The 18,488-nt window shown below is 44.3% G+C and carries 17 protein-coding genes; 8 read left to right on the top strand and 9 right to left on the bottom strand.

Annotated elements, in window-relative coordinates; genetic code table 11:
* Positions 1–67 precede the first annotated feature (67 nt).
* Positions 68–355: an HU family DNA-binding protein gene (locus tag SWOO_RS16025; RefSeq protein WP_181950463.1), complete on the top strand. Its 288-nt coding sequence runs from the start codon at positions 68–70 to the stop codon at positions 353–355.
* A 215-nt stretch (positions 356–570) separates the two neighbouring features.
* Complete coding sequence (locus SWOO_RS16020) at positions 571–2,430, top strand: SurA N-terminal domain-containing protein (protein WP_012325716.1); 1,860 nt, start codon at positions 571–573, stop codon at positions 2,428–2,430.
* Between the two features lie 554 nt (positions 2,431–2,984).
* On the opposite strand, the gene SWOO_RS16015 is transcribed toward SWOO_RS16020, so the two are convergent.
* The 8 genes from SWOO_RS16015 to pspF form a co-directional block, all read right to left on the bottom strand.
* Complete coding sequence (locus SWOO_RS16015) at positions 2,985–3,194, bottom strand: TOBE domain-containing protein (protein WP_012325715.1); 210 nt, start codon at positions 3,192–3,194, stop codon at positions 2,985–2,987.
* Between the two features lie 143 nt (positions 3,195–3,337).
* Entirely contained in the window at positions 3,338–4,540 is a 1,203-nt protein-coding gene (gene fabV, locus SWOO_RS16010; protein WP_012325714.1) for an enoyl-ACP reductase FabV, read from the bottom strand.
* A gap of 110 nt (positions 4,541–4,650) precedes the next feature.
* Entirely contained in the window at positions 4,651–5,439 is a 789-nt protein-coding gene (locus SWOO_RS16005) for a peptide ABC transporter ATP-binding protein (RefSeq protein WP_012325713.1), read from the bottom strand.
* Positions 5,414–6,427 carry a peptide ABC transporter ATP-binding protein gene (locus SWOO_RS16000; RefSeq protein ID WP_012325712.1) on the bottom strand — a complete coding sequence of 338 codons (1,014 nt, stop codon included), beginning with the start codon at positions 6,425–6,427 and terminating at the stop codon, positions 5,414–5,416. The genes SWOO_RS16005 and SWOO_RS16000 overlap by 26 nt, the downstream gene beginning before the upstream one ends.
* 11 nt (positions 6,428–6,438) lie before the next feature.
* The gene (locus tag SWOO_RS15995) at positions 6,439–7,329 is read right to left on the bottom strand and encodes an ABC transporter permease subunit (protein WP_012325711.1); all 891 of its coding nucleotides are present in this window, start codon (positions 7,327–7,329) and stop codon (positions 6,439–6,441) included.
* Complete coding sequence (locus SWOO_RS15990; RefSeq protein WP_012325710.1) at positions 7,316–8,347, bottom strand: ABC transporter permease; 1,032 nt, start codon at positions 8,345–8,347, stop codon at positions 7,316–7,318. Before SWOO_RS15990 ends, SWOO_RS15995 begins: the two co-directional genes overlap by 14 nt.
* Positions 8,347–9,996: an ABC transporter substrate-binding protein gene (locus SWOO_RS15985; RefSeq protein WP_012325709.1), complete on the bottom strand. Its 1,650-nt coding sequence runs from the start codon at positions 9,994–9,996 to the stop codon at positions 8,347–8,349. Before SWOO_RS15985 ends, SWOO_RS15990 begins: the two co-directional genes overlap by 1 nt.
* A gap of 85 nt (positions 9,997–10,081) precedes the next feature.
* Positions 10,082–11,155: a phage shock protein operon transcriptional activator gene (gene pspF / locus SWOO_RS15980; RefSeq protein WP_012325708.1), complete on the bottom strand. Its 1,074-nt coding sequence runs from the start codon at positions 11,153–11,155 to the stop codon at positions 10,082–10,084.
* A gap of 178 nt (positions 11,156–11,333) precedes the next feature.
* Between pspF and pspA the strand changes: the two genes are divergently transcribed.
* From pspA to SWOO_RS15950, 6 genes are all read left to right on the top strand, one after another.
* Positions 11,334–12,023 (top strand): phage shock protein PspA, encoded by a 690-nt coding sequence (gene pspA / locus SWOO_RS15975; protein WP_012325707.1) that lies wholly within the window; start codon positions 11,334–11,336, stop codon positions 12,021–12,023.
* Between the two features lie 20 nt (positions 12,024–12,043).
* On the top strand, positions 12,044–12,277 hold the full coding sequence (gene pspB, locus SWOO_RS15970) for an envelope stress response membrane protein PspB (RefSeq protein ID WP_041417716.1): 234 nt from the start codon (positions 12,044–12,046) through the stop codon (positions 12,275–12,277).
* Between the two features lie 65 nt (positions 12,278–12,342).
* Positions 12,343–12,741: an envelope stress response membrane protein PspC gene (pspC, locus tag SWOO_RS15965; protein ID WP_012325705.1), complete on the top strand. Its 399-nt coding sequence runs from the start codon at positions 12,343–12,345 to the stop codon at positions 12,739–12,741.
* A 48-nt stretch (positions 12,742–12,789) separates the two neighbouring features.
* Complete coding sequence (locus SWOO_RS15960) at positions 12,790–14,244, top strand: YcjX family GTP-binding protein (RefSeq protein ID WP_012325704.1); 1,455 nt, start codon at positions 12,790–12,792, stop codon at positions 14,242–14,244.
* 25 nt (positions 14,245–14,269) lie between these two features.
* The gene (locus tag SWOO_RS15955) at positions 14,270–15,367 is read left to right on the top strand and encodes a TIGR01620 family protein (RefSeq protein WP_012325703.1); all 1,098 of its coding nucleotides are present in this window, start codon (positions 14,270–14,272) and stop codon (positions 15,365–15,367) included.
* A gap of 106 nt (positions 15,368–15,473) precedes the next feature.
* Positions 15,474–16,652 (top strand): trans-sulfuration enzyme family protein, encoded by a 1,179-nt coding sequence (locus SWOO_RS15950; protein ID WP_012325702.1) that lies wholly within the window; start codon positions 15,474–15,476, stop codon positions 16,650–16,652.
* A gap of 322 nt (positions 16,653–16,974) precedes the next feature.
* Here the strand turns inward: SWOO_RS15950 and SWOO_RS15945 are convergent, their stop codons facing one another.
* Positions 16,975–18,369 (bottom strand): SLC13 family permease, encoded by a 1,395-nt coding sequence (locus SWOO_RS15945; RefSeq protein WP_012325701.1) that lies wholly within the window; start codon positions 18,367–18,369, stop codon positions 16,975–16,977.
* Positions 18,370–18,488 lie beyond the last annotated feature (119 nt).

Raw genomic sequence — 18,488 nt, 5'->3', positions numbered from 1 at the left:
TCAAGCTTGTTATAAAAGCCTCCGCAGACCATTCCAGAGAAGGAGATGGTTGCGACACAAAAATTACATTCAAGGGGATGACATGAACAAATCTGAACTAATCGAGAAAATCGCTTCTGGTGCTGACATTTCTAAAGCCGCTGCTGGCCGTGCATTAGATTCTTTCATTGAAGCAGTTACTGACGGCTTAAAAGATGGCGATAAGATTTCTCTTGTTGGTTTTGGTACTTTCGAAGTGCGTCAACGCGCAGAGCGTACTGGTCGCAACCCACAAACGGGTGCTGAGATCAAGATCGCTGCAGCTAACATTCCTGCATTCAAAGCAGGTAAAGCTCTGAAAGACGCTGTAAACTAAGATAGTTTTTAGCCTTTTTGTAAGGCTTCATACTTTCTTTAAAGCTTCTTATAGAGATAAAAGCACTGCTTCTGGCGGTGCTTTTATAAATAGTTAAGTATGATAGGGTTCTGTTGAGTGAAACACTCCGCTAAACCCTAATGTTTACGAAAAGGCGCATCTCGAACACCGTGATGCGCCTTTTTATTTTTTTATCGCAACGAGCGAGATATCCAATGTTAGAGAAGATTCGCGAAGGCTCACAGGGCGTGATTGCAAAAAGCATTCTGGTTCTAGTGATACTTTCCTTTGCATTTACTGGCGTGAGTAGCTATTTAGGTTCATCGACAGAGGCTGCTGCAGCTACTGTTAACGGTGAAGAGATCAGTGAATCAGCTTTGGAACAGGCCTATCAAAGTGAACGTGCTCGTTTAGAGCAACAATTAGGCGAGATGTTTGAAGCACTGGCTGCTGATGACAGTTATTTAGCCAGCGTAAAGCAGAGTGTTTTAGAGCGTCTTGTTGCTGAAAAACTACTGGATCAGAGCGCGACTGAACTCGGTTTGCGTGTGTCTGATGAGCAGATTAGAACGGCAATTATGACTGAGCCTGCATTTCAAACTGATGGAAAGTTTGATAATGATAGATATCAAGCAATCCTTCGTCAGTTAGGTTACCAAGCCAACTCATTCAGAGACATGATGCGTACCGATATGACTCGTCGCCAGTTGGTTGCCTCTTTAGTTGGTTCTGAGTTTGTATTGCCTAGTGAAGCCGATTACTTGGCTGGAATTCAAGGGCAAACACGCGATATTCGCTATCATGTTATTGATGCCACTCCTTATATCGCTCAGGCCGTAGTATCTGATGAAGATGCTAGAGCTTTTTATGATGCCAACCTAGCTCAGTTCATGAGTCCAGAAACCCTTAGCCTTGAATATATTGAGCTTAATGCAAAAGATATGGCAAACGACGTGGTAGTGACCGATGAAGAGGCACAAACTTATTATGACGAGAATAAGCAGCAGTATCTAAAGCCTGAAAAGCGTTTAGCTGCGCATATTCTTGTTAACTTAGGTGATGATGAGTCAGCGGCGAAAGCAAAAGCTGATGCTATCTACGCTAAGTTGCAGGCAGGTGAAGAGTTCGCTGAATTGGCCAAAACAGAATCTGAAGATACCTTTAGCGGTGAGCAAGGTGGACAGCTGGATTGGTTTGAGAAAGGGGTGATGGAGCCAGAGTTTGATGACGTGCTCTTCTCTCTTTCAAATGGTGAATACTCAGCCGTAGTTAAGACGAGCTTTGGCTACCACATCATCAAGTTACTTGATCTACAGCCTGGTGCCGAAGCGCCATTTGAAGACGTCAAAGCTAAAATACTTGCTCAGCTTAAAGAGAAGCATGCTATCGATACGTATTTCGGCCTACAGCAAACATTAGCAGACGTCAGTTACGAAGTACCTGATACGTTAAGTGAAGCTGCGAAAGAGTTAGGTGTTGAAGTGCAAACGACACCTGTATTTGCAAGAAACAGTGCGCCAGCTCCTTTCGATAAGCCTGATGTATTAAAAGCGGCGTTTTCAGACAGTGTTCTACTCGATGGTATGAACAGTGATGTGATTGAGGTTGATGCTAATCACGCTATGGTGATCCGTATTAAGTCTCACACGGCTGCAGGAACGGTTGCTTTTGATAAAGTGAAATCAGGTATTGTTCAGCGACTACAGCAGGAACAAGCTAATGAGGTTGCTAGAGAGCAGGCTCAGGAGCTGATGACAGCTTTCCCTAGTACTGAGGTTGAGTTTGTCACTAAGACAAATGCAGGGCGTTTTGAGCAAGATATTGATGGCGCTATCATCAACAAGGCATTCCAGATGGCTCAGCCAGCGGACAGTGCTGTTGTTGATACCGTAGCACTTGCTTCTGGTTATGCAGTGATTGTGCTTGATAAAGTCAATGCAGCTCAAGGCATCGATGAGAACATGCTAGGTGCACTTAAGCAGCGACTTAATGCCCAATACAGTGAAGGCAGTTACCGTGCGCTTATCGCAACACTAAAAGCTAACAGTGAAGTGGTTTACTCATCTGTACAATAAATTGAGTAAGCACTAACCCAATAAAAAGGTCAGCATCTGCTGACCTTTTTTGCACATGGCCCTATTTGTTGATAAATAAGGTTCCAGACATTTTTCGTCATTTCCTCCACGGATCTCTTTGCTATTTCTAGCTTAATCACTAATGAAGTAAGCAAAGGGTAAGCGGAGCTGTGAGGCTTATCTTGTTTGAGCTGAGGACTATTATGAGGACTGGGTTAGTGGGGGGAGGGGAGATAATGCAATATACTTTTCAGTATATTGCATTGAAAAGCAATAACGCTTGTTATTATACCCAAACAACTTCAAGGTGCAGGGTTCAGCATGTCGAGAAGTGACAGAGTTCAAGGCATGAAATAGTAGGACTAGTTATTCTAATTCAATATTTCATAACACAGAAAAATGTTGCTTCTCGCCATGCCCTTCGGGAGTTCCCGTAGAACCGCTGCACTGCGTTAGTGATATCAACAAGGGAATAACCATTCTCCTCAATCACTGCCTTGTTCAGCTATCCTACGGGAGCTCTGAAATGAGCATCTTGAGGTAGCTTGGGTATGTTAATCTACAGCAACCATTACGTTGCTTGCTTTGATGATAGCGTAAGCGCTGCCACCAACAACAAGACCTAAACTTTCACATGATGCTTTAGTCACTACAGAAGTGATCTCTACACCTGGTGCAAGTTCAATAACCACTTCATTGTTCACTGAACCTTCAGCGATTGATTTGATTTTTCCGTTCAATGAATTGCGAGCACTAATTTTCATTTTTTATTACCTTTATTGGCATAAGTAAGAAGCGCGGATTTTAGATTATTACTTTCAAATGAGGAACTTAAAATAAAAAAAATGCGCTACTTTTTGAAGTAACGCACCTTAGTTTTTATTTTGTACAGTTTATTTGGCTGTTTTTAAAACTGTTCAACGTCAAAGTTAACCTCTGGGTTAACATCGGCATCATAATCAACACCTTCGACACCGAAACCAAATAGCTTCAAGAACTCATCCTTGTATTCACGGTAGTCAGTAAGCTCGCTTAAGTTCTCGGTAGTTACCGATGGCCACAAGTCACGACAGTGCTGCTGGATCTCTTCACGAAGTTCCCAATCATCAAGGCGAAGACGGTTCGCATCGTCCACTTGAGGTGCTTGACCGTCTTCACGGTATAAGCGCTCCGCAAACATACGGTTTATCTGCTCCATACAGCCTTCGTGCAGACCCTCTTCACGCATCTTCTTAAATACCATTGCGATATAAAGAGGCATAACGGGAATAGCAGAGCTTGCTTGGGTGACGACGCTCTTAAGTACTGCAACGTTAGCGCTACCACCTGTTGTTGATAGTTTCTCATCCAGTGCTTTAGCTGCGCGGTCTAGATCCATTTTGGCTTTACCAAGCGCGCCATGCCAGTAGATAGGCCAAGTAAGCTCGGTACCGATATAGCTGTAGGCGACAGTTTTACAGCCGTCGGCCAGTACACCGGCATCAGATAGTGCTGCTAACCATAATTCCCAATCCTCTCCACCCATTACGGTGACTGTGTCTTGGATCTCTTGCTCGCTAGCAGGCTCAACACTGGTTTCAATGATCAGGTCTTTATTAGTGTCCACCGCTGTTGCTGTGTAGGTTTCACCAATAGGCTTAAGTGATGAGCGAATTAGCTCGCCTGAGTCCGGTAGCTTACGTACAGGGGAGGCAAGTGAGTAGACAACCATGTCGATTTGGCCAAGGTCAGCTTTTATAAGATCGATCGCTTTCTGTTTAGCTTCATGGCTAAATGCATCGCCATTGATGCTCTTAGAGTAAAGGCCATCTGCTTTTGCAAACTTGTCGAATGCGGCTGAGTTATACCAACCCGCTGTACCAGGCTTTTTCTCAGTGCCTGGCTTTTCAAAAAAGACACCAAGAGTTGCAGCGCCACTGCCAAAGGCGGCAGCGATACGTGAAGATAGACCATAGCCACTAGAAGAACCGATAACTAATACTTTTTTAGGGCCGTTGGTAATTGGACCTTTCGCTTTAGTTGTATTGATCTGTTCGAGTACATTAGCTTCACAACCAACAGGGTGAGTGGTGGTACAGATAAAGCCACGTGTTTTAGGTTTGATTATCATTTTTCTGCTTCTCTTAAAAAAGTGACGATAGGATAATTAATCAAAGGGTAAAAGGCACTTTTTTTTGATTAAAAATCCTGAAATAGCGAGTGGTTGGAGCAGTTATACTATTAGCCCCGCTTATGATTAAGTAGATCTTGCTCTTGAATAAGTCTTTGTGTGTATTCATGTTGTGGTGAATTAAACAGATCCTCTGTTGTGGCTTTTTCAACCATCTCACCTTTGTGTAATACCATTATTTTATCACTGAAATGTTTAATAATATTTAGGTTATGGGATACAAAAATATAGGAAAGTCCCATCTCTTTTTGGAGTTTCAGTAGTAAATTCAATATTTGTGAACGTACCGAAAGGTCGAGCGCAGTCAAGGCTTCATCGGCAATGATTATTTTAGGGTTGAGCATGAGAGCCCGGGCAACAGCGACACGCTGTTTCATCCCCTCAGAGATCATATGAGGATAAAACTCGGCATGCTCAGGCAGCAATCCCACTTTTTTTAATCTGTCTATCACCTGAGCTTTACGCTCTTTGACGTCAAGATTGGTGTTGAATTTGAGAGGCTCGTCAAGCAGTTCACCTATGGTTAACCTGGGGTTTAATGAGGTGTTAGGATCTTGGAAAATCATCCTGATTAACTTACATCTCTGCTTGAGGTTTCTTAACTCTAAGGCTTCACCTTCAAATAAGATATCGCCAGTTGTTCTATCCTCTGCACCCACAAGAATACGCGCCAGTGTACTTTTTCCTGAGCCAGCTTCGCCCACAACAGCCAAGGTTTCCCCCCTGTTTAAGACAAATGATACTGGGTGCAGGGCTTGATTGTAGGTTCGCTTGAATCTTCTGTAACCAGTATCAAAACGCTTACTTAACTCATTAACTTGAAGGAGTGGAGTCGTCATTACATTGCTCTTCATGATACGGAAAATGGCATGCGAAATAGCGGTTCTTTTTGTGACATAAATTGGGCTTATTCACACATTTTTTTTGTGCTTCTGGACATCTTGGACCTAGCCGGCATCCGATAGGGAGATGCTGTAGGGCTGGTGCCGATCCCGGTAGGGTAGGCATCATACTTTTGTGATTCATAGTGCCTGAATAGTTCGGAATATTGTCCAAAAGTGTTTTTGTGTAGGGGTGAAAAGGGCGTTCAACTATCTCTGATGTGGGGCCCGATTCCATAACCTGGCCACAATACATCACTGAGAGTTGATCGCACCACATAGAGAGTGTCTCTAGCTCATGACTTATGAGCAGTATTGATACGCCCTGAAGTTGATTAAGTTTACTCAAGAGCCTGAAGATCTGAGCTTGAGTCTGTACTTCCATCGAGTTTGTTGGCTCATCTGCGATGAGTAAGCGGGGTTGATTGGCGACAGCCATCGCTATCATGACCTTTTGGCACTCACCTTCAGAGAGTTCCCATGCATAGCTGGACATCACTCTGTCAGTGTTTTTTATGCCGACCTTGTGCAGCCACTTCTCGGCTGTCTGTTTTCTCTTTTTGCCTCTGCGCCAAAAGGGGATGTTTTTATGGGATGGCATCGCTTCAATGAGCTGATCGCCGATACTGATCACAGGATCTAGGCTACTCGATGGGTCTTGAAATATCATGGATATCTCGCTTCCCATTAAGTTACGTCGCTGTTTTGGGCTCATCTCCAGCAAGTTACGCCCATCCCACATCATGCGGTCGGCAGTAATGCTCCAGTTATGTCCAGGGATCCCTAAAATTGCGCGAGCCAGTAGGCTACGGCCAGAGCCTGATTCACCAACGAGTCCATGTACCTCTGCTGGGTTAACCGTTAGGCTGACTCGTTCAAGAGCTTTAACACGGCCGTGAGGGGTGTCGAGCTCTATGGTTAAGTTTCTTATATCGAGTAAAGGCATAATATTAAGAGTTAGTTATTGATCGGCGACAGTGCCGACCGTAAGCCGTCACCGACTAAATTAATTGCAAGAACGCTACACAGAATGGCTACACCTGGAATTGTTACAGTCCAAGGCGCTGTTAAAATGTTATCCATTCCCTGAGATACCATCGCCCCCCACTCTGGACTCGGTGCTTGAGCCCCTAAATTTAGAAAGCCTAGCGCAGCAATATCCAATATCGCCGCAGAGATCCCTAAGGTCGTTTGGATGATAACCGTATCCCAGACATTTGGCATGATGACATACCAAAATATCTGAATGGGGTTAGCACCATCAAGTTTTGCCGCTTTGACATACTCTTTTTGAAGTTCTTCATGTATCGCTTGATGTATGGCACGAACAAACTGGGGGGTCAGTGCGATCCCCACCGCCCAAAATACATTATTAAGTCCCGGACCCATAACAGCCACAACCAAGATAGCCATTAACAGAGAGGGAATAGAGAGTAGAGCATCGAGAAGATGGCTCAAAATACTGGATTTTAGCCCTTTCATCATGCCGGAGATTGAACCTATGATGAAACCAAGTACCAGTGAGGTCAATACAATTCCGAGTGCTACACCAAAGGTGAGGTGCGCGCCATGAAGGAGACGGCTAAAGATATCCCTACCTAGATCGTCGGTTCCAAGAAAGTGTTCGACTGTCCCTGCAGGATCCCAAGATGGCGCTAGAAGTAGCGCATGGGGATCTTGGTGTTCAGGTGAGTAGGGTGCGATAAACGGACCAAAAACGGCCAGTAGAAGAAAACCAACAACAGCCCATAAACCAGCAAATGCAAATGGATTATCTGCAAAAGTGTGCCAGATCTTGAGCATGGGGGAGGGGATCTCATCTCCCTGATAGATCTTAATTTGAGGCATAGAGTTCTTTCCTGCTCAAGGGGTTCATGGTCGTGTGTAAGACCTCTATCATAATACTTAAGAAGATGATGATTAATGCCACGGCAAGCACACCTCCCTGTATTGCAGTGTAGTCACGTTGATAAATTCCCGAAACTAACCAAGCGCCGACGCCAGGCCATGAGAAGATCACCTCTACTACGATGGCGTAACTGGCAAATGTGCCTAGCATTAACCCTAGGTTTTTAATCACAGGGATCAACGCATTGGGCAGAGCATGACGCAGTACAATTCGTGAAGTGTGTAATCCTCTGGCCTCTGCAGCTTTGATATAGGTTTGCTCCATAATGGATATCATGGCTGCGCGGGTGATCCTAACTACAACTGTAAAAGGTAAGACTGCCAGTGTCACTGCGGGCAAAATAATGTGCAGCAGAGCATCAAGGAAAGCCGAGGTGCTATAGGGAGAGCTGGATATTAAGGTATCAATAAGAATAAAGCCTGTGACAGGTTCTATCTCATAGAGCAGATTAAGTCTGCCTGAAATAGGTAACCAGCCTAACTGTACGCCAAACCACAACGAGAGAGTGAGTCCAAGCCAGAACACTGGGATAGAGTAGCCCGTTAACGTGATGGCCATAATGGTATGTTGGGTGACTTTATGTCGACTAAGTGATGCTAAAATCCCAAGTGGTAATCCAAATGCCAGTGCTAAAAAACCTGCCACGGCAGCTAGCTCAAATGAGGCAGGCAGCACCGATGCTAACTCATCTGCAACAGGGCGCTGTGAGGTGGCAGAGATACCAAGGTTTCCGCCAAGTCTTTGCTGCAGGTAAGCGATAAATTGATTGAATTTACCACTGTTTAATTTGTAGTCTTCCTCTATTTGGGTTATCTGCTCTGCACTTGGGGACTGAATTCCGGTAAGGGCGAACCTTTGCTCAACGGGAAACTGACTGGTGACCATAAAGAGTACGGCAAACAGCACTAATGAGGTCGCCAGAAAGAGGTTAAGTCTTCTTAAAAGGTAACGGGCCATTATTGTAATGCCTCTTCTTGTGCCGTTGTGGTTTCACTTGTTTCTATCTCAGTACCAGTAAATGAGATCCCACCAAATGGGGTCAATTTCATCTCATTGACACCTTTATGCTTAAAGGCGAGCTTAGTTGCGTGAGCGAGAGGAAGCATAGGAAGTTTTGAAGCAAAAATGGCTTCAGCGGCTTGGTAGAAGTTTTTTCTCTCCTCCCTATCCGTAGTTGCCCGCGCTTGAGCTAAGATTAAGTCCAGATCTGGATGACACCAACGGGAGCGATTACTGCTAGATGAGACAGATGCACAGCTTAAAATAGGGGTGAAGAAGTTGTCAGGGTCGCTATTATCTGCGGTCCACCCAATGAGCACAGAATCATAATCACGTTGGCTTAGTTTTTGATTAAACACACTCCAGTCATAACTGATTATATTCACTTTTACATCGATATTGGCCAAATCGGCTTGGATTAACTCTGCAGCCTTTAGGGCATTAGGGTTATAAATTCGGGCAACAGGCATCGCCCAAATATCGATGGTTAGCTCAGTGATCCCCGCCTCTTCGAGTAAGCGTCTGGCTTCTTGAGGATCATAATTGATAATCGGTTTATTTTCCGAATATGCCCAAGACATGGGAGGCAGAAGTCCTGTGGCCTTAACTGCTGTTTTTTGGTATACGGCGCGCAGAATATTTTCTCTATCGACGGCATGAGCCAAAGCACGCCTGACTCTCATGTCATCGAAAGGAGGTTTTTGGGTATTAAAAGCCCAGAAAGCGACGTTAAAACCAGGTTGAGAATCTATCTCTAGCTCATCATGAGCCAAAACCACTTCGAGCTCTCCGGCTTTGGGGAGCGCCGACACGCTGCAATCACCAGTGATAAGTTTTGCTAGCCTAGAGGTACTCTTAGGGGTGATATCAAAAACCAGTAGCTCTGATTTTGGCAAGGTTCGCCAATACTGCTCATTTCTGTGGTAACGAATATACTCATTCTTAACATATTTGTTGAGCTGAAATGGCCCAGTGCCAATGGGTAACCTATCTATTTGCGCTTTCTGCTCTCGTGTTGCCAGTATCTGTGCATACTCCTGTGAAAGGATCACGGCAAAACCGGAAGCGAGATTAGAGAGGAATGAAGCATCTGGGGTGTTTAGGTGAAAAGCGACTTCATTATCTGAGACTTTTTCGATTTGGTTGATCTGTTTATCAAAGCCGATACTTTGAAAAAAGGGGTAACCCGTTTTGGAAACAAGATGAAAAGGGTGCTGAGGATCGATAATGCGATTAAAAGAAAATAGCACATCATCGGCATTAAAATACCGCGTTGGTGTAAAGGTGCTAGATTGGTGAAAGCTGACGTTCTCTCTTAGGGTGAAAGTGTAGGTAAGCTCATCATCACTAATTTGCCATTTGCTCGCCAATGAGGGAACAATTTGAGCAGATTTACCATCGTAATCGATTAGACTGCTATAAATCTGCTGTGATGTAGCGTCAACAGTGGTCCCAGAGGTCACTAACTGAGGATTAAAAGACTCTGGGTTTCCCTCAGAGCAATAGACCAAACCAGGCGGAACTTTTTTGGGCCCACACCCTGCTGCAAGTATCACCAAGCAAGTGAGTGTGGCGTATCCCGATAGACGCTTTATCAGCATTCTCATCAAATATTCATTTATTCTGGGCTTAAGTGATCATTTTAACAGTGCTGCCAACAGATGAGCAATGCGCTTATGCTATAAAAGCCAATCACGCCTTATCCAACAGGTTATATTTCTTTAAAATGCCTCTAAGTTGGTGATAACTTAACCCCAATAGCTCAGCGGTTTTCTTTTGATTGTATTGGCCAGCTTCCAATGCTTGCTTAAGTAGGGTGATCTCCAAACCTTCGCAATGTTCTTTAAAGTCGATGGGGAACTGAGGAGGTAATGTTGAGCAAGTTTGCGTAGCTTTACTATTCGGCTCTGCTGGCTGATCGTTTGCCTCTACACTTGCAGCTGGTTGCTGCCTCTCTATGGTTTTCACTCTTTTAGTTGGGCGATAGGGAGAAGCGAAAGGATCGAGAATGATATTTTCGATTGCCGAATCAGAGTCTGCATTACGATAAACACTTCGCTCAACCACGTTTTTCAGTTCACGAATATTTCCAGGCCACGCATAGTCCGTCAGTTGCTGCATCGCATGGGGGCTGAAACCTTCAAACAGTTCTAGTTTAAGTTGTCTAGCCATACCGATGGCAAAATACTCGGCTAATGGTTTGATATCCTCGGTACGGTGCCTCAGTGGTGGCAAGGTGATCACATCGAAAGCTAAGCGGTCGAGTAGATCAGCACGAAATTCACCAGCCTCAGCTAAAGAGGGGAGATCTTCATTGGCTGCACAGATAAGTCTGACATCTGTTTGTACAGTTTTGCTGCCGCCAACTCGCTCAAACTCGCCATATTCAATGACACGAAGTAGCTTCTCTTGGATTAAACCTGAGGTATTGGCGAGCTCATCAAGAAACAGGGTACCGCCATTGGCACGTTCAAAACGGCCCTCATGTTTTTTACTCGCGCCAGTAAATGCACCAGCATCGTGACCAAAAAGTTCACTTTCGAGTAAGTTTTCACTTAAGGAGGAGCAGTTGAGCTTAATAAAATTTTGATCCCAACGCTTAGATAAATAGTGCAGACGCTCTGCGATAAGCTCTTTACCTGTACCGCGTTCCCCAATAATAAGCACTGGCTTAGAAAGAGGTGCAATTTGAGAGACATGCTCCAATACTTCTAATAGAGCATTCGATTGACCGATAAGATTATCTTGCTGAAATTGATTTGCCACAGTAAGTTTTAGTCTTTCACGCTAATAGTTGGTGAAAATAATAATAAGTCCCCCTGTTAATAAAAGAAAGAAAAAGTTAATATATTGGTTAAGTTATTGTATTTTATAAATTATGAAAAGTTGGCACAGAAAGTGAATTACTATCTACGAAACCAACATTAATTTTGAGGACAGTATTATGGGAATTTTCTCTCGCTTCGCAGATATCATTAATTCAAACATCAGCTCACTACTTGATAAGGCTGAAGATCCAGAAAAAATGGTACGCCTAATTATTCAAGAGATGGAAGACACTTTGGTGGAGGTTCGTTCTACTTCAGCTAAGGTACTCGCTGAGAAAAAAGAGCTACTTCGTCGTATCGCTAAGGTACAGGAGCAAGTTCAAGATTGGCAGAGCAAAGCTGAGCTAGCCTTATCAAAAGATCGTGAAGATTTGGCAAAAGCAGCACTGATTGAAAAGCAGAAAGCTACTGAACTGGCTGCAACATTAACTCAAGAGCTAGTGGTTGTTGAGGAGCAGATCACCCGTCTTAAAGATGAGGTTAACTTGCTACAGGAGAAGTTAGCTGATGCTAAGGCTCGTCAAAAGACTATTATTATGCGCAAGCAGACTGCGAGTTCACGTTTAGAGGTGAAGAAGCAGCTTGATTCGAGCAAGATTGATAATGCGATGAACAAGTTTGAGCAGTATGAACGTCGTGTTGAGAGTTTAGAGTCTCAAGTTGATGCTTATGACTTAGGCAACCAGAAAAATCTGAATGATGAGTTTGCCGCTTTAGAAGCTGAGGATTCAGTATCTGCTGAGCTTGAAGCCTTAAAAGCTAAAGTAAGTGCTAACAAATCAAAAGCGAAAACAAAAACAAAATAGTAACCATTCAGAGGTGAGTTATGAACATGGATATTTTAATGGCCCCAATTATTATCTTTCTAATATTTGTGGCTCCCATATGGCTGATACTTCACTATCGTAGTAAGCGTCAAGTGAGCCAGGGACTTACTGAAGAAGAGTTTACACAGTTAAATGAGCTAATTACGAGAGCCGATAAGATGGCTCAACGTATAGAAACATTGGAAGCGATTTTAGACACAGAAGCCCCACAATGGAGGACGCGTGATGAGTAACCAACAGGTTACAACATCACTGCAAAACCCAAACGTTGAAACGCAACATAATTGGAGGAATGAAAATGAGTAAAGCAGATGGCCGCACCCTATATCGTATCCCCCAGTCAGGTAAAGTTGCCGGTGTCTGTGCAGGAATAGCCGACTACTTTAATTTCGAAACTTGGCTGGTCCGTGTCGCAGCTGCATCGATTTTCCTTTTAGGGGGAGGCGGTCCAGTATTATTCATCTACATCTTATTGTGGGTAATATTGGATGCAAAACCCGGTACTGAGAAGTCAGATGCGAAAGTGAAGAAAGATATCGAGATTAAGAAGAAGGTTTGGCAAGCGGGAGAACCAGCGAAGATGGCACTTCGTGATGTGAGTGAAAACTTTAGAGCCCTAGAAACTAGACTTCAAAAGTTGGAACGTCACGTTACATCTGATAACTTCGATCTTAAACAAGAGATCAATAATCTTTAATCACTCCAATGGGCGGACTCTCCGCCCAGATAACTTTAAGAAGTGTTTATGAGTCGTATTAATCGCTCTTTTTCTAAGTTAAGCAAAAAAGTTTCCCACACTACAAAAGCCCTTGCCCATAGAACCTCTGACAGACACATCCGTCTTGCTGTTACAGGCCTTTCTGGTGCAGGTAAAACGGCTTTTATCACTGGGCTTGTGGACCAGCTATTAAACTCAGGTGTAATTGGGGAGAGTAACCAATTACCTCTATGGCAGGTGAGCCGTGAAGCGCGCTTATATGGTGTAAAGCGGGACCTACAACCAGATTTAACCGTCGCAAGTTTTGATTATGAACAGGCGATGAGTGCATTAAGATCTTCTCCACCACATTGGCCAGCATCGACACGAAGTATCAGTGAGTTGAGACTCGCGATACGCTACCAACCCGAAAAGGGCATATTGGCTAAACTGACCGATAGTGCAACGCTCTATCTTGATATTGTTGATTATCCTGGGGAGTGGCTGCTTGATCTGCCCATGTTAAAGCAGACATATCGTCAGTGGTCAGTGGTGCAGAGTCAACGTGAGCAGGTGTTGAAAAGCTCAAGCTACTATCCAGCCTTTTCTGAAGCACTTGCTGGGCTCAATCTCTCGGCTAAAGCCGATGAGGCTGAGTTAAAACAGATAGCGGCCTTGTATCAGCAGCTGCTTTTAGACAGTGTGAATAATCACGGATTTTATTATGCTCAGCCAGGGAGAATGTTACTTCCCGGTGAGTTAGCCGATGCACCAGTACTGGCCTTTTTCCCCCTATTTGGTCTATCTGACAGCGTGCTCGCTGAGCGCGAGAAAGATGATGTAGACTCAGCTTATCACGTGCTGATGAAGCGTTTTGATGAGTACAAAGCCAAAGTGATCACTCCCTTTTACAAGGAGTATTTTGCCCAGTTTGACCGCCAAATTCTTTTGGTGGATTGTTTTACCCCTTTAAATAGAGGTAAAGCGCAGTTTGATGATATGACTCAGGCTCTTAACGGCATCATGGAGAGCTTTAAGTTTGGCCAGTCTAACCTATTAAAGCGCTTGTTTTCCCCGAGAATAGATAAGTTACTGTTTGCCGCGAGCAAGGTGGATCATATCACTCGGGATCAACAAGGTAATGTGCTTTCATTGCTCACTCAATTGGTTAAGCAGAGTCAGAAGCAAGCCAAGTTTGAGGGCTGTGATGTTGAGGTGATGGCAATCAGTGCGATTAAAGCCACCAAACATGCCATGGTCAAATCGGGAAGCACAGAGGTCGAAGTTGTTCATGGACGAGCGCTGTCCACTGGAGAGCCTGTTACCTTATATCCTGGTGAAGTTCCTAGAAACCTGCCTAAAAGTGAATTTTGGGATACTCAAGGTTTTGACTTTATGCAGTTTGCTCCTCCGCTCATTGAAGCTGAAACCGAGGGAGCCGATTTTAGCCATATTAGGCTAGATCACCTTTTACAATATATTTTGGGTGACAAATTAAGATAACGCTTTGTCTCCACTGAGAGTCCAGATGAAAGATGAAACCAGTTTAAAAAAGTCTCAACGTTTTGATGCTCATGCCCAAGAGGCTGAGCCTCAGTTACGGGGTGCTCAACATTTTGATGAAAAAGAGCTGCAGTTTATTCCAGAGGTGATAACTGAGCCTGCTAACAGCGATGATGACATAGGGGCTGTGGTTGATGACAAACTAGGGAAAACACACGATAAAGTTAAGCGAAGAAAACCTTGGTCTTTGCTTGCTAAGCTCTCTTGTATTGGAGTCGGTCTGCTTATCGTTACCGAAACACTGTTAGGGTTGAAAGCGGCCTGGGTAGAGAGCCCTTGGTTATTTGGTTTGTATTTTAGTGTTATCTCTGTGGTGGTTTTATGGGCGGGCAATATCGCGCTAAGCGAGTGGCGTAAACTTGTCAGACTTAAATCAGTGGAGGAGAGTCAGCAAGTTGGCGATCGCTTATCTCAAAGCCTACAGTCCGGTGAAGCGGATAAGTTTATTAACCGCTTGATAGACAAGTTACCTAGTGAGGTTTCGCTTGAGCCTTATCTTGCTTCTGTACGAGATGAGCACAATGATGCAGAAAAGCTTATCCTATTTGATGATCTGGTTTTATCAGATAGAGATCTGAAAGCCAAAAAGCTCGTGCGACGCTTTGCCCAAGAGTCAGCGTTATTATTGGCAGCAAGCCCACTTGCGGTCTTGGATATGGCGATAATCCTTTGGCGTAACCAACGCATGATCTACAAGATTGCCGAGTGCTATGGAATAGAGCTTGGTTACTGGAGCCGTATAAAACTGATACGCGGCGTTATCGTCAATATTATCTATGCAGGAGCGAGTGAGGTGGCGACCGATCTCGGTACTCAGTTACTTTCGGTTGAGATGACCGGAAAGCTGTCGGCTCGGTTAGCTCAGGGACTCGGCGGCGGCTTGCTGACAGCCAGATTAGGTTATCAGGCCATGGCGCTTTGTCGTCCAATCTCATTTAAAGAGGGAGCAAGGCCAAAACTCTCAGGTATCCATAAGGAGTTGCTATTAGAGCTCAAAGAGTTCTCATCCGGGATTATGACAAAAGAGCCTATTCGTAACAAAGATTTTACAAAGCACGATTGATTAATTTGTCTGTTAGGTTTACTCAAAGGGCTGATACGGTTCAAGGTTAGTTATACATTCGCATCAATTATAAAACTAACCGCGAATGCTGACCTCGGAGAGATTTATGCAAGACAAATGGAAATTAGCCACAAAAGTGATCCATGCAGGACATATTAGAAGTAGTTCTGGCGCACTGGTAACCCCTTTATGCCAAAGTGCGACTTTTGTTTTTGATAGTGCTGAACAGGGAGGTGAGAGATTTGCCGGCGATCAACCCGGTTATATCTACACCCGCTTAGGTAATCCAACCACAGCGGAACTAGAACGTAAGATGGCTGCACTTGAAGGTGCTGAGGCCGCTGTTGCGACAGCGTCGGGCATGGCTGCTGTGTCATCTGCGCTGTTGGCCAATCTGCAGCATGGCGATCATCTTGTGGCATCTAAGGCTGTATATGGTTGCACTTTCTCCCTGATGACAGCACAATTTTTACGATTTGGCATCGAGGTTACCTTAGTCGATTTTAATGACCTATCAGCCATTAAAGAAGCGATTAAACCCACAACCAAAGTGCTGTTTTGTGAAACCCCGGTAAATCCTCATTTAGACGTATTCGACTTAGATGCTATCGCAAAGATTGCTCAAGCAAACAAGTTAGTGAGTATTGTCGATAACACCTTTATGACCCCCCTGTTACAGCAACCCTTGACCCATGGGATCGATATCGTTGTTCATAGTGCGACCAAGTACCTTAATGGTCATGGTGATGTGATTGCTGGGGTGATATGCGGTAGCAATGAGCAGATAGAGCAGATTAAATATGAAACCGTGAAGGACTTGGGCGGTGTGTTATCTCCCCATGATGCTTGGCTGATACTGCGTGGTCTTAAGACGCTAGATGTAAGACTAGCCAGACATTGTGATAATGCTGAATGCTTGGCGTATTACCTGCTAAACCATGAAAAAGTGACTAAAGTGTATTACCCAGGTCTTGAGGGGCATAGTGGTTACCCACTGCTTGGTACTCAGATGAAAAGAGCCGGTGGGGTGATTGCCTTCGAGCTAAATGGCGCAATGGAGCAGTCCCTGCAGTTTATTAACAGCTTAACGCTATTTTCTATTGCCGTTAGTTTAGGCGATGCCGAGTCTCTTATTCAACATCCAGCTTCGATGACTCACTCCCCTTACTCCGAACAGGAGAGGGAGCTTGCTGGTATTGGCGAGAGCTTATTGCGAATATCTGTGGGACTGGAGTCTGTAGAAGATTTGATAAGTGACTTAGAGCAGGCTTTGGCCTTGGTTTAGCCAACACCTTTGATAAAAAACCGCGCTGTTGAGCGCGGTTTTTTTATGGCTATAGTTATACCAATTGCATTAATTATGTAATCAATTCAGAGTGCCTCAGGGTTTTCTATTCAAGGCGCATTAACTAAGAAATGGTTATTCCCTTTTAAGTCAATGCAAAGCAGAAGAGGAAATCCTGAGACGCTCACATAGTGCGGGTTTCAAAGCACTTTATGCTGCGTTTGGGTCTCTAGATATAGAATAACTATTAGCTTCGATACCCAGCCTTGCCTACAGCGCTTTGAACTCCCGCTGAATAGTCAGATACTTAATGCAACTGGTATTAAAAGCTCCAGAAGGTGTGAGCGATGATATAAAGCACAAACATGCTGACAAAGTTGATAATTACACCAGCGCGCATCATCTCTGATTGCTTAATAAACCCAGAGCCATACACGATGGCGTTAGGTGGGGTGGCAACGGGAAGCATAAAGGCGCAGGAGGCTGCGATCCCGATTAATACCGAAAGCATTACCGGAGAGAGACCTAATGCTTCTGCAATGGCAGCAAACACGGGCACGAGTAGTGCAGCGCTGGCGGTATTGCTGGCAAATTCAGTGAGCATGATGACAAAAAAGATAACGGCAAAAGTAAACAGTGCCATATGAGTATTACCAAAAATATCTGTCACCCAATGGGCGAGAAACACACTGGTTCCCGTCGCTTTTAAGATAGCACTTAAGGTCAAGCCGCCACCAAAGAGGATCAACACGCCCCAATCTGTGGTGCGTTCAATCTTTTTCCACTCTACAAGGCCAAGCCCAGCCAGCAGAACCACAGCGCCTAAGGCGACAATGGTATCAAATTGAGGGATGCCTCCCAGAGCTTGTGAAAGCGGTTTACTAAAGATCCAGCAACAGACCGTTGAGATAAAGATTAATAGGGTTAACTTTCCTTGATAGTTGAGCTTAGCGTCTGATTTAGTAAGCTCACAAATCACGCTTAAATTTGGTCTTAGAAAAAGGTAAAGGGCTATCAGCATGCTGGGTAGCATAAGTGCGACAGTTATCAGGCCAAACTCAAGCCAGTCACTGAAACTCAGTCCAACTTGAGCGGCGGCGATGGCGTTTGGCGGGCTGCCTACCAGTGTGCCTATGCCGCCGATGTTAGCTGAATAGGCTATCCCTAACAGCATAAATAGATAAGTGCTCTTGTGCTCCTTAAAGTCGAGCTGCTGCAATATACCTAAAGCAAGAGGCAGCATCATAGCCGCTGTTGCTGTGTTGCTTATCCACATTGAGAGAAGCGCTGTGATCCCAAACAAAAACATACAGGCGAGGCTGAGCTTTCCTTTGGAAGCCGTTAACACCTTTTGGGCAATTAACTTATCGATCCCTTGATGGTTTAGGGCGGCTGCAAGCACAAAGCCACCAAAGAATAGGTAGATAATGGGGTTGGCAAAGTTGCTCATTGCCGTTTTTGTTTCAAAGACTCCTAACGTCACCGCTAAGATGGGGACTAATATGGCGGTAATACTGATATGGATAGCTTCGGTCAGCCAGAGGATCGCGATAAAGATTAACACTGAGAAGCCAGTGTTGACTCCTTCATCGAACGGGAGAAAATTATAGAGTAGAAGAAATAGCAGGATATCGGCGAATAGGATCAGTAGTTTCTTTCTATGTGCGTTATCAGATGTTGATGCTATCAAAGCATCATCGGTTTGTTCTATCGACATTTTTCAGGCCTTATCATTATTATTAGAGCTGCAACATTAGCCGAATGTGCGATATCGACAAAACAATTTTGATGGTGATTTAATGACTAGTCGTAAGCGATAAAACTCAGGTTTAGATC

Origin of the sequence: Shewanella woodyi ATCC 51908 (assembly GCF_000019525.1) — a bacterium.
GTDB classification, from domain to species: domain Bacteria; phylum Pseudomonadota; class Gammaproteobacteria; order Enterobacterales; family Shewanellaceae; genus Shewanella; species Shewanella woodyi.
Note: the sequence above shows the minus strand (reverse complement) of the source record. Positions and strands in the feature narration are given on the sequence as shown.

Coding starts and splice junctions, on each gene's coding strand:
- SWOO_RS16020 (WP_012325716.1), top strand. CDS start 571: ATGTTAGAGAAGATTCGCGAAGGCTCACAGGGCGTGATTGCAAAAAGC.
- SWOO_RS16015 (WP_012325715.1), bottom strand. CDS start 3,194: ATGAAAATTAGTGCTCGCAATTCATTGAACGGAAAAATCAAATCAATC.
- fabV (WP_012325714.1), bottom strand. CDS start 4,540: ATGATAATCAAACCTAAAACACGTGGCTTTATCTGTACCACCACTCAC.
- SWOO_RS16005 (WP_012325713.1), bottom strand. CDS start 5,439: ATGACGACTCCACTCCTTCAAGTTAATGAGTTAAGTAAGCGTTTTGAT.
- SWOO_RS16000 (WP_012325712.1), bottom strand. CDS start 6,427: ATGCCTTTACTCGATATAAGAAACTTAACCATAGAGCTCGACACCCCT.
- SWOO_RS15995 (WP_012325711.1), bottom strand. CDS start 7,329: ATGCCTCAAATTAAGATCTATCAGGGAGATGAGATCCCCTCCCCCATG.
- SWOO_RS15990 (WP_012325710.1), bottom strand. CDS start 8,347: ATGGCCCGTTACCTTTTAAGAAGACTTAACCTCTTTCTGGCGACCTCA.
- SWOO_RS15985 (WP_012325709.1), bottom strand. CDS start 9,996: ATGAGAATGCTGATAAAGCGTCTATCGGGATACGCCACACTCACTTGC.
- pspA (WP_012325707.1), top strand. CDS start 11,334: ATGGGAATTTTCTCTCGCTTCGCAGATATCATTAATTCAAACATCAGC.
- pspB (WP_041417716.1), top strand. CDS start 12,044: ATGAACATGGATATTTTAATGGCCCCAATTATTATCTTTCTAATATTT.
- pspC (WP_012325705.1), top strand. CDS start 12,343: ATGAGTAAAGCAGATGGCCGCACCCTATATCGTATCCCCCAGTCAGGT.
- SWOO_RS15960 (WP_012325704.1), top strand. CDS start 12,790: ATGAGTCGTATTAATCGCTCTTTTTCTAAGTTAAGCAAAAAAGTTTCC.
- SWOO_RS15955 (WP_012325703.1), top strand. CDS start 14,270: ATGAAAGATGAAACCAGTTTAAAAAAGTCTCAACGTTTTGATGCTCAT.
- SWOO_RS15950 (WP_012325702.1), top strand. CDS start 15,474: ATGCAAGACAAATGGAAATTAGCCACAAAAGTGATCCATGCAGGACAT.
- SWOO_RS15945 (WP_012325701.1), bottom strand. CDS start 18,369: ATGTCGATAGAACAAACCGATGATGCTTTGATAGCATCAACATCTGAT.